This window comes from Terriglobales bacterium, from assembly GCA_035624475.1.
GTDB lineage: Bacteria > Acidobacteriota > Terriglobia > Terriglobales > Acidobacteriaceae > DASPRL01.
Map to the genome: position 1 here is coordinate 1 of DASPRL010000028.1, position 10,438 is coordinate 10,438.

The following is a 10,438-nucleotide window of genomic DNA, read 5'->3' on the forward strand; positions in this document are numbered from 1 at the left end:
TGGCGCACGCCGGCTCGGAGCTCGTGCGGATCACGGTCAATACAGAGGAAGCCGCGGCGGCGGTGCCACGCATCGTCGAGCGGCTCCAGGACTCCGGTTGCACCGTGCCCATCATCGGTGACTTCCACTACAACGGCCACATCCTGCTCAAGAAATACCCCGAGTGCGCGCGCGCGCTGGCCAAGTACCGCATCAATCCCGGCAACGTGAGCGTGGGGCGCAGGGACGACGACAACTTCCGCGCCATGATCGAGGTTGCGGTCGAGAACCAGAAGCCGGTGCGCATCGGCGTGAACTGGGGCTCGCTCGACCAGGCCCTGCTCACTAGGATGATGGACGAAAACGCCGCGCTGGCGGCCCCCAAGGACGCGCGCGAGGTCACCATGGAGGCCATGGTGGAGAGCGCGCTGCGCTCGGCAGCGCTGGCGGAGAAGTACGGCCTGCGCTCCGACCAGATCATCCTCAGCGCCAAGGTGAGCGGCGTGCAGGACCTGATCGATGTCTACCGCGCGCTGGCGGCGCGCTGCCGCTATCCCTTGCACCTGGGCCTGACCGAGGCCGGCATGGGCATGAAGGGCACCGTCGCCTCCACCGCGGCGCTGGGTGTGGTGCTGCAGGAAGGCATCGGCGACACCATCCGCGTCTCTCTTACTCCCGCTCCCGGCGGCGACCGCACCGAGGAAGTGGTGGTGGCGCAGCAGATCCTGCAGTCCCTGGGCATCCGCAGCTTCACCCCGCAGGTGACCGCGTGCCCCGGCTGTGGACGCACCACCAGCACCTTCTTCCAGGAGATGGCGGAGCAGATCCAGAACTACCTGCGCCGGCAGATGCCGCTATGGAAGGAGAAATACGCGGGGGTGGAGGAGATGCACGTGGCGGTGATGGGGTGCGTGGTCAACGGCCCGGGCGAATCCAAGCATGCCAACCTGGGCATCTCCTTGCCCGGGACCTTCGAGGAGCCTAAGGCGCCGGTCTTCGTGGACGGGCGCCTGATGACCACGCTGCGCGGCGACCACATCGTGGAGGAGTTTCTGGCGATCCTGAACGAGTACGTCGAATCGCACTACGCCGCCCGCACCGAGGTGGGTAGCCAGGCCTAGCCGCCGGCGGCCTAGGCAGCCGCCAGCAGCAGGTAAGAAACCGCGACCCAGACGGAGAATCCCAGCATCATCAGGGTGATGCGCACCGCCAGGTTGTCAGCGATCGCGTTGTATTTCGCGTCCATCGTTGCCTCCTTGGCGATCCCCCTCTTGCTTGCCCCTGTCCGATGGACGGCCGAAGCGCCTCTTGGTTAGCAGCCCCTTGTTGCCCGAGCCGCTTCTGCCGCCTTCTGGGTATTCATACGCGCCAGGAGCGAAAAAGTTCCGGGGAAAATGGGGGTTGCCACGATGTTCTTGGGACGAAGGGACGAACGGATGAACCGAGGTTCAGCGCCTCAGGCGGGAAAGTGCAAGGACGCTGTCTCCCCGGCGGCCGCCGGCTCCGCCACCGCCTGCAACTCGGGATAATGGCGCAGCAGGATCTCCGGGGCCGGCACCTTCTGCCCGCCCAGCAGGTATCTCAATTCCAGCGCGTTGACCAGACCCTTGCCTTCGAAGTGGTTATTGGCCACCACGAAGGTGATGCGGGTTTTGCCGGCAACCTCCTGCACCTTCGACTTCCAGCCTTCCAGTTCATCCAGGTTGTAGAGGTAGTCGTAGCGGTCGTGGGGATGCTCGGCCTCGAACCACTGGTCGTAGCGGCGGCCGTGCAGGCGGATGTAGCCGATGGAAGAGGTGGCGTGCGCGGTGGGCTCGAGCGAGCGCCCGATCACGGGCTGGTCGATGTTGCAGAAGGCCACGCCCTTCTGCGCGAAGTAGCGGAGGATGCCCTCGTTGTTCCAACTGGCGTGGCGCACCTCCACCACCAGGGGATACTCGTGGAAGCGGGGCAGCAATTGCTCCAGGTAGTCGCGGTTCTCGCCGGTGTTTTTGAAGGAGACGGGGAACTGCAGCAGCAGCGCCCCCAGGCGGCCCTCGGCGGCGATGGCGTCCAGGCCCTCCTTGGCCAGGGCCTCGTCCTCGGGTGCGGGACGGATGGTGGCAGCCGAGGTCGGCTCCATCTGCGCGTTGGGGGAGTGCGTGAAGGCGCGGTTCAGCTTGGCCGTGAACAGGAAGTCGGCATTGACGGCCGCCGCCTTGCGGCACCACAGCTTGCCCAGTTCCGGGCGGATGTGGCCGTAGAAGGACGTATTGATCTCGATCAGGTCGACGTAGCGCGCCAGATACTCCACGGGATGCTGCGCGCGCTTGAGTCCGGTCGGATAAACGGTGCCTTCCCAGTCCTTGTACGACCACCCGGCGATGCCGATGCGGAGGTTAGGCGGCGTCTCCATGAGAGCCTGCAGGGAGATTAGCACACCCAGGCAAGGTGCGGACCCGGCCGTTCAGTAGAGCGCCACCTTGATCCAGTAAACGCCTTCCGGATAGCTGGAGGTACGAGCGAAGCAGACGCCCACGGCGAAGGCTTGCGCGGAGGCGGCGCGGGCGGGATCGGTGAGTTCCTCGGGCAGCCGCTCGGGACGGCCGGTGGTGTAGGAGACCAGGGCATGCGCGCCCACAAGTCCGTTGAGGCCTTCCGGAGCCACCTTGTCGGCTTGCGCCATGGCGCAGGCGCGCTCCCGCAGCAGGGGATCGGTGATGCGCTGCGGCCCGGCGCCTTCCTTGGCGCCGCGGAAGCGCAGGTAGGCGGCCGCCACCGCGTCCTCCGCCTCCTCCACCGAATACTCGCGGGTGTGATAGGCAAAGTCCTCCACGACGTAGAGGTGGCCATTGCTCTCCGCCACGCCGATGCCCATGGCGTTGTAGTTGGCGCTGAGCATGTTCTGGCGGTGATAGTAGGAGTTCAAGAAGTCCTGGTGGGCGCCGGCGGCATCGTCGGCCACGGCCACGTTCTCGCCGGCGTTATCGAAGCGCAGCCCGTTCGCGGCCAGGCGCAACCGCAGCGCCGGCTCCCCGGTGAACTGGTGCCCCAACTGGCGGTGCTCGGCCATGAGGCGGGCGTGGGCGCGCGCCGCCTCCACCAGGCGCGGGTCGAGTTGCAGTTCGGAGACCTTGGCGTGGGCCCGCTCCCGGTTGAGCAGGCGTCCGAGCTCGTGCTCCGCGGCCAGCTCGGCGTCCGAGGGAGCAGGAGCCGGCTCGGGCGCGGGCGCCTGCTGCGCCCGACCGCAGAGGACGAGCGCAGCGACCAGGATCCCCACCGGGACGAGATGGGCGGCGGTCTTCACCCCGCTATTATCACGCAGTCTTGCCGCGGCGCGCCTTGATCTCACCCAGCAGCCGCTCGATCTCGTCTTCCCGCTCCAGCTTGCGGAACTTGTCGTCGAGATCGGCGCCCGCCAGCTCCGCCTTGGCCTGGCTGATGGCCTCGCCGCGCACCACCTTGTCCTTCATGCGCTCGAAGGCGGCCACTTTGGAGTCGTCGCTCATCTTCATGCCGGCGTCGCTGGCCTTGCCCACGGCGCGGGCGCGGCGATGCTGGGCGATGAGTAGGTCGCTCTTGGCTTCCGCCTCCGCCAGCTTCTGCTCCAGGTTGCTGAGCGCGGTCTTCAGGTGCTCGACCTGGGCCTTCTGGTCGCTCACCTGCTGCGCGAAGCTCTCGGCCATCTGGCGGTGGCTCAGGGAGCGCTCCAGGGCGCGGCGCGCCAGATCGTCCTGCTTCTTGTCCACGGCCAGCTCGGCCTTGCGCACCCACTCGTTCAGCTTCTCCTCGTTCTCCTTCTGCTTCTTTTCCAGCAGGTGCTGGTCGGCGATGGCGATGGCCACCTGCGTCTTCACCTGCAGGAGCTGGTTCTGCATGTCGAGGATGACCTGCTTGATCATCTTCTCCGGGTCTTCGGCCTTGTCGATCAGGTCGTTGAGGTTGGCGCGAACCAGGGTTGAGACTCGTTCTAATAGCGGCATGACGCTACTCCTTTCCCGAAAACGGTCGTTGGTCGTTGGTGGTTGGCGGAACGCTCACGGGCGAGGCCGGGGGAGGCGAGTCGGCGAAGCTGCCGCGCGCCAGCGCGCTGCCGATCAGGATGCCGACCACGGCGATGCCCACCGCCAGGAAGCGGTCCACCTGCCCCAGCAGCAGGCCGGCGGCCGCGCCCAGGCTGGCGCCCAGCACGATGATCACGCCCGCGAATCTCGACTTCGAGTCCATAGCGGTCCCTTTCCTCGCTGGCTGCGAGGTGGCGGAGACGGGCTGCGCCCGTCCCCGCCCGGTCTTACTTCCCTCCCTTGGCCGACGGTGCGGGCGGCGCCTGCACCTCCGGCTTGGCCGACTTGTCGCCGATCTGGCGGATCTTGGCGAACAGTTCCGACATCTGCATGCCCGAGAGCGCCTCGAACAGCGCCGGCACCTGCGCCGCCATCTGGGTGACGTCGCCGGTGATCTTGTTCACACCGGCGGCGCTGCCGTTCCCGGTGGAGACCACGGTGATCTTGTCCACCTGGGAGAGCGGCTGGGCCAGGGCGCGCACCACTTCGGGCAGGCTGGTGATCAGCTTGTCCACCACCGCCGCCTGGTTGTACTCCTGGTAGGCCTCGGCCTTGACGTTCATGGCCTTGGCCTCGGCCTCGCCCTTCTTGAAGATGATCTCGGCTTCGGCCTCGCCCTGCTGGCGGATGGAGGAGGCGCGGCCCTCCGCTTCCACCGCCAGGCGCTGCTTCTCGGCCTCGGCCAGGGTCTCGATGCGCTGGCGCTCGATCTCCGCCTGCTTGAGCACGGTGGCGATGAGTTCCTTCTCGCGGCGCTGGATCTCGGCGTCCTGCACCTTGATCTGCTCCTGCTTCTCCACCTGCTGCACCTTGACTTGCTCGGCGATCACCTGCTGTTGCATGACGTTGGTCTGGATCTCGTAGGCCTTGTCCGCCTGCGCCTGCTGCTTCTTGACGGCTTCCATATAGGAGGCCTTCTTGACGTCCATGTCACGCTGGGCCTCGGCCTGCTTGGCCAGAGAGAGGGTCTCGGCCTGCACCCGCTCCTGGTCGGCCTGGGCCTTGGCCACGGCCGCGTCGCGGGTAGCCACGGCGCGGCGGATGGCGGTGTCGCGCTCGGCCTCGGCGGTGGCCACGTCGGCGTCGCGCCGGATGCGGGCCACGTCGGGCTTGCCCATGTTGGTGATGTACTCGTTCTTGTCGCGCACCTCCTTGATGGTGAAGCTCACCACCTCCAGCCCCATCTTGTTCATGTCGTCGGCGCAGGTGGAGCGCATGCGGTCGGCCACCATCTCCGGCTGCTTCACGATCTCCTCCACCGTCAACTGGCCGATGATGCCGCGCAGGTGGCCTTCCATCACCAGACGGATGAGCCCGTTGCGCTCCTCCTCGGTCTTGGTGAGGAATTGCTCGGACGCGGTCAGGATGGACTCGGTGTCCGACTTCACCTTGATCTGCGCCACCGCCTCCACCGTGACCGCCACGCCCTGGCGGGTGTAGAGGTCCTGCTGCGGGGCCACGTCGAAGGACATCAGCTCCAGCGACAGGCCGCGCACCGTCTGCACCATGGGCCAGACCACCTTGCCGTGCCCCTTGACCACGGTCGTGCCGCCGAAGCCATACACGATCAGGGCCTCATGCGGCCCCGCCTTGCGGTAGAGCCGCGCCAGCATGCCCATGAGGGCGAAGAAGGCCACAATCCCCAGTCCCACCAGAATCAGAATTGAGCCCGAAAGGTTCTGCATATTGCCTCCTCTTCAAACTCGCGTAGTTACCAGTGCCGAAACCCAGGGTGCCGTCACTGCTTCCTCTCCACTTCGTCCGCGGGCGCAGCGTCGGCCTCTCCGGTCAGGTCTTCCCAGCGGCGGACGTAGGCGATCCCCTTCTCGAAGCGCGTGATTGCGACTTCCGAACCCTTCTCCAGGATGCCGTCGTCCTCGCTGCGGGCCGCGGCGCTCTTGCGCGTCCCGCCCTGGACATAGACGATCTCGCCGGTGCCCCCGGCGCGGATGCCTACGCTCAGCTTCCCGATGGTGCCCACCATCTCGTAGTCGGCGGGATCCATGGTGTCGTCGGGCCGGATGAGTACCTTGGCCATGAACAGGAAGATCAGGCCCGCGCCGGTAAGCCCGCCGAGCACCGCCAAAATCAGAGTAAGCACGCCCAGCACGACCGAGTAGCGGGTGAGGATGTACCCGATGCCGCCGAACCAGGTGAGGAAGGCCATCAGGGTGACGGTATTGACGGGCGACACTTCGCCCCCGACCCGGGCGCCAGTGCCGCGGGCTCCCCCTCCCGGGGCGGCATGTCCGCCGGCATGCGGCACGTGCACGTGGATGTGGCCGCCGTGCCCGAGGTGCGGCAGATGGAACCTCCCCGGCATGTGCATCCCCAGAAGGAAGGAGAGCACGCTGAAGATGAAACCCACCGCGAAGCAGATGAGATAGAAATTCGCCAGAGTCATGGCTCTTCCCTCCCTCCAGGCCGATTGCCGCGCGTGGACGCCTCCCCGCCGGGCCGCAGCACCTGCAGCAGGCGCTCGGCCAGCAGGGGCGTCTCCAGGATCGCGCCCAGCAGCACCAGGGCCTGGCGCGAGTCGCTGTGCCCGGCGATGCGCTCCAGCGCCTGGCTCAGTTCCGGATCGCCGCGGAACTGCTCCGCCCCGGAGCCCAGCCAGGTGTCCAGGCTGTCTTCCAAGGTGCGCAGCTCCGAAGTCAGCTCGGTGTGGAAGCCCTCCGGGTCCTCCACCAGGTAGCCGGGATGCACCTTGAAGAAGCGCGCCAGCAGGGTGCGCGAGGTCTGGGTGAGATGGGGCCGCGCCCCACTCTCGATCTGCGAGAGGTAGGACTGGCTGATGCCCTTGCCCAGTTCGCGGCGGATGGCGTGCACCACCTCCAGCTGGGTCATCTCCCTGCCTAGCCCGCGCAACGCGCCCTCAGTGCGGCGCAGGTGCCGGATTTTCTCTCCTAGCGTCATATTGCAATTTGCGATTATAATATCGCAATGGATGATAATGTCAAGAAGGATTTCGCCCACGTTATCAGCGACTTAGAGGCTGTGGAAAAGATCAGCGGCTCGGAAGGGCTTCCCTATCGCCGGTCTTCGGGGTGGACCAGAATGCGCGCCTGGTAGAGGGTCGGCAGGACGTCTCCCTCCTGCCGCACGAAGCTGCGCACCAGCTCGGTGCGGGAAAAGTGGCCCAGGCTCAGGCAGCGGATCAGTTCGTCGCGCGAGAAGGTCTCCCAGGCCCGGTTCCGCCCCCAGGGAAAGCAGGTGGCCACCACCGCATGGACGTTCAAGCCTTCGGCAAAGCCGCTCTCGATCTGCTCCCGCAGCCAGCGCAGGTAGGCTAGCTTCTCCCGCAGTGCGGCCTTGGGATCCTCCGGCACCACCACTCCGGGCACGTCCGGCACGTCGGCGCGCAGGGTATGCACGTGGCCGTGGCCTTCGACCAGGACCTCGATGTCGAGGGCCAGGAGCCTCTCCAGGGTCTCGATCCACTGCCGGCTGTCGACGTCCGGGTTAGGAGTGGCGAAGTAGCTCCCCATGAAAGCGTCGCCCGCCAGCAGCACCTTCTCCTTGCGATCATAAAGCACGACGTGGTCGTCGCAGTGCCCGGGCGTCGGGATCACCTCCAACTCGCTCTGCGCGGTCGCCAGCCGCTCGGCCAGCACCTGGAATGGCGGGCTCAGGTCGGGCGGCTGCCCGATGATGGTGCGGCGCACCCAGGGCAGACGAGGAGCCGGCTGCAGCCGCGCCGCGGTCGCCTCGGGGACGAACAGCGGGACCCCTGCCCGCTGCGCCAGCCAATTGAGGTTCCCGACGTGCTCTTCGTGGTGATGGGTCGCGACCACCGCGCGGATGGCGCCCTTGGGCAGCCGGCGCAGGTGGCGTGCCAGGGAGCGGCGCATGCGCGGCGAGCCCGGATCGACCGCGATCCCGTCGTAGAGCACCATGGTGAAGAGTTCGCCGAACAGCAGGGGCACCAGGTTGGGGAGGAGCCCGCCGAGAAAGCAGATCGAGAGCCGCCCCTCCAGCAGATCCAGCCGGCGGCGCCCGGTACGCAGGAAGGTCGCTGCCTGGCGCACAAGGTCTCGCAATCCCGCCAGCACGATCAAGGGCAGGCGCAGGCACATCCCCAGGGTGTAGCAGCTCCAGAAGGCGCCGAAGGAGGCGCGGGCCCGCTCCGCGCCGGGGCGGCTGACCCGGCAGGCGCCGCCGCGGCACTTGCTCAGGGAATAGCGGTTGCGGACCACGAAGCGGTAGCCCAGCGATCCCAGCCAACGGAAGGGCGGCACGGCGCCGACCGCCCCCACCAGCCAGGTCCAGGGAGAGAGTCTCGCCAGGCGCGCGACCGCGCTCCAGCCGCGGTAGACCTGCCCGCCGGAGGAGACGATGTGCAGCTCGCGCAGACAGTCGTCGAGCGCCAGGTCGGGGTGCAGGCCGGGAAGGTCCGCCAGTTCGATGGGGATGCATTCGGCCCGGCGGTGGCCGTCCAGCAACCGCAGCCAGGAGACGAATGCCTGGCAGATCTCGCACTGCCCGTCGTAGAGCACGCGGTAGCGCACCGGGGCCGCCGATCGGGATGAAGTTGAGACCATGGCGCGGCTCCGCGGCTACAAGCCTACTGCAATCCGGGCGCGCGGATCGAGGTAGTCGCGCAGGGCGTCGCCGAGGAAGTTGAATGAGAGCACGGCGAGCATGACCGCGACCGCGGGGAACAGCACCAGGTGGGGAGCGTCGAACAGGTGCGAGCGGGCGTCGTTGAGCATGGAGCCCCAACTGGCGGTGGGCGGGGGCACGCCCAGGCCCAGGAAGCTCATGGTGGCCTCGGCCAGCACCGCCCCCGCCATGCCGATGGCCGCCTGCACGATCACCGGCTGGATGATGTTGGGCAGGATGTGACGAACGAGAATGCGAAGGTCGGAGGCGCCCAGGGCGCGCGCCGCTTCCACGAACTCGCGCTCGCGCACCGCCAGCACCTGGCCTCGCACCAAGCGGGCATAGCCCACCCAACCTCCCAGCGAGAGCGCCAGGATCAGGTTGAACAGTCCCGAGCCCAGGAAGGCCACGAAGGCGATGGCCAGCAGGATCCCCGGGAAAGAGAGGAAAGCGTTCATCAGAATGACGGTGAGGAGGCGGTCCACGCGCCCCCCGTAGTAGCCGGCCAGCGAACCCAGGACCAGCCCCAGCAACAAGGAGAGCGCCACCACGCAGGAGCCTACCAGCATGGAGATGCGGGCGCCGTAGATGGTGCGCGAGAGGAGGTCGCGGCCCAATTCGTCGGTGCCAAACCAGTGTGCCGTGGAGGGCGTCTGCAACCGCGCCGCAAGATCGATGGCAGCCGGGTCCTGGGGTGCCAGCCAGGGCGCCAACAGCGCGCACAGCGCGAAGACCGCCACCAGCACCAGCCCGGCCGCAGCCAGGGGATTGCGGCGCACCGCCCGCGCTGTGCCCTGCACCGCGATGGAGGGAGCCGCCATGGCTACTCCACGCTCCTGCCGCTGCGCTGGAAGGCGCGCCAGGTCAGTACGGCGAAGGCGATCGCCAGCCCCGCCACGACCAGCATCACCGCCACCGGCGCCGAAGGCAGGCGGTCCAGCCATTCTGGGTTCTGCAGCCAGTTGGTGCAGGCGATGTAGAAGTACAGCAGGTTCAGCCCGGCGAAGAAGAAGGCGAAGATCGTGAAGAGCGCGCCCAGGCGCTCGCCGCGCGTGCGCGAGCGGCTGCCCAGGTGAAGGACGAACTGCACCAGCGAGCCCGCCTGCTCCGGAAACAGGCGCTGACGGTGGGCGAGGTAGTAGGCGGTCATCTCGGCGGCGAGGATGGAGACCCAGACCTTGCCGGTGAGACCGTACCAGCGGGCCACCACGATTCCGTAGCGGTCCACCACCAGCCGCCACAAGGGATTGGCCTCCAGCGCCAGGTCAGGGCTGCGATGCAGGGTGACGAAGTAGTCGGCGAGATTGGCGGCCAGGGCGACCAGGCCCATGACGATGGCGGGCACCCAGATGGCCGTCCCGCGCTCCCGGCGCAGCACCCAGGCCATGAGCAACGCCCCCGCGGCCACCGTGATCCAGGCCAGCCAGGAGAGGCCTACCCCCAGGCGCTGGACCAGGGCCATCAGCCGGAATAGAGCCTGCTCCGCCATCAGACACTTCTCTCCGTCACTGCCGGATCCTCGGGTTCACCACCGAATACATCAGGTCGGTCAGAAGGTTCACCGCCACGTAGCTCAGGCCGATGGCCAGGATGCAGCCCTGCACCAGGTAGTAGTCGCGGCTGCTGATGGCCTGGATGGTGAGCCGCCCGATGCCCGGCCAGGAGAAGATGGTCTCGGTGACGATGGCGCCCGCCAGCAGTGCGCCGAACTGCAAACCGATCACGGTCAGCACCGGGACCATGGCATTCCGCAGGGCGTGGCGGTACACGACCGTGCGCTCCGGCAGGCCTTTGGCGCGCGCGGTGCGGATGTA

12 protein-coding genes are annotated in these 10,438 nt (G+C 67.4%); 1 reads left to right on the forward strand and 11 read right to left on the reverse strand.

Going from position 1 to position 10,438, the window contains the following annotated elements:
• The coding region (gene ispG, locus VEG08_01385) for a flavodoxin-dependent (E)-4-hydroxy-3-methylbut-2-enyl-diphosphate synthase (GenBank protein HXZ26630.1) at positions 1-1,100 on the forward strand (1,100 nt) is incomplete at its 5' end.
• Positions 1,101-1,435: 335 nt separating this feature from the next.
• On the opposite strand, the gene VEG08_01390 is transcribed toward ispG, so the two are convergent.
• The 11 genes from VEG08_01390 to VEG08_01440 all read right to left on the reverse strand — a co-directional run.
• A complete protein-coding gene (locus VEG08_01390) occupies positions 1,436-2,374 on the reverse strand; it encodes a DUF72 domain-containing protein (GenBank protein HXZ26631.1) in 939 nt (312 codons plus the stop codon).
• 51 nt (positions 2,375-2,425) lie between these two features.
• The gene (locus VEG08_01395; protein HXZ26632.1) at positions 2,426-3,265 is read right to left on the reverse strand and encodes a CAP domain-containing protein; all 840 of its coding nucleotides are present in this window, start codon (positions 3,263-3,265) and stop codon (positions 2,426-2,428) included.
• A 10-nt stretch (positions 3,266-3,275) separates the two neighbouring features.
• Positions 3,276-3,941, reverse strand: a complete 666-nt coding sequence (locus VEG08_01400) for a PspA/IM30 family protein (protein ID HXZ26633.1) — start codon at positions 3,939-3,941, stop codon at positions 3,276-3,278.
• 4 nt (positions 3,942-3,945) lie between these two features.
• Positions 3,946-4,185 (reverse strand): hypothetical protein, encoded by a 240-nt coding sequence (locus tag VEG08_01405; protein HXZ26634.1) that lies wholly within the window; start codon positions 4,183-4,185, stop codon positions 3,946-3,948.
• A 64-nt stretch (positions 4,186-4,249) separates the two neighbouring features.
• Complete coding sequence (locus VEG08_01410; GenBank protein ID HXZ26635.1) at positions 4,250-5,707, reverse strand: SPFH domain-containing protein; 1,458 nt, start codon at positions 5,705-5,707, stop codon at positions 4,250-4,252.
• 53 nt (positions 5,708-5,760) lie between these two features.
• Positions 5,761-6,426, reverse strand: coding sequence for a hypothetical protein (locus tag VEG08_01415; GenBank protein HXZ26636.1), 666 nt, complete (start codon positions 6,424-6,426; stop codon positions 5,761-5,763).
• Entirely contained in the window at positions 6,423-6,869 is a 447-nt protein-coding gene (locus VEG08_01420) for a helix-turn-helix transcriptional regulator (GenBank protein HXZ26637.1), read from the reverse strand. Before VEG08_01420 ends, VEG08_01415 begins: the two co-directional genes overlap by 4 nt.
• Positions 6,870-7,051: 182 nt before the next feature.
• On the reverse strand, positions 7,052-8,563 hold the full coding sequence (locus VEG08_01425) for an MBL fold metallo-hydrolase (protein ID HXZ26638.1): 1,512 nt from the start codon (positions 8,561-8,563) through the stop codon (positions 7,052-7,054).
• A 15-nt stretch (positions 8,564-8,578) separates the two neighbouring features.
• Entirely contained in the window at positions 8,579-9,445 is an 867-nt protein-coding gene (locus VEG08_01430) for an ABC transporter permease (GenBank protein HXZ26639.1), read from the reverse strand.
• A gap of 2 nt (positions 9,446-9,447) precedes the next feature.
• Positions 9,448-10,113 carry a hypothetical protein gene (locus VEG08_01435; GenBank protein HXZ26640.1) on the reverse strand — a complete coding sequence of 222 codons (666 nt, stop codon included), beginning with the start codon at positions 10,111-10,113 and terminating at the stop codon, positions 9,448-9,450.
• A 16-nt stretch (positions 10,114-10,129) separates the two neighbouring features.
• On the reverse strand, positions 10,130-10,438 hold a 309-nt coding region (locus VEG08_01440), incomplete at its 5' end, for an ABC transporter permease (protein ID HXZ26641.1).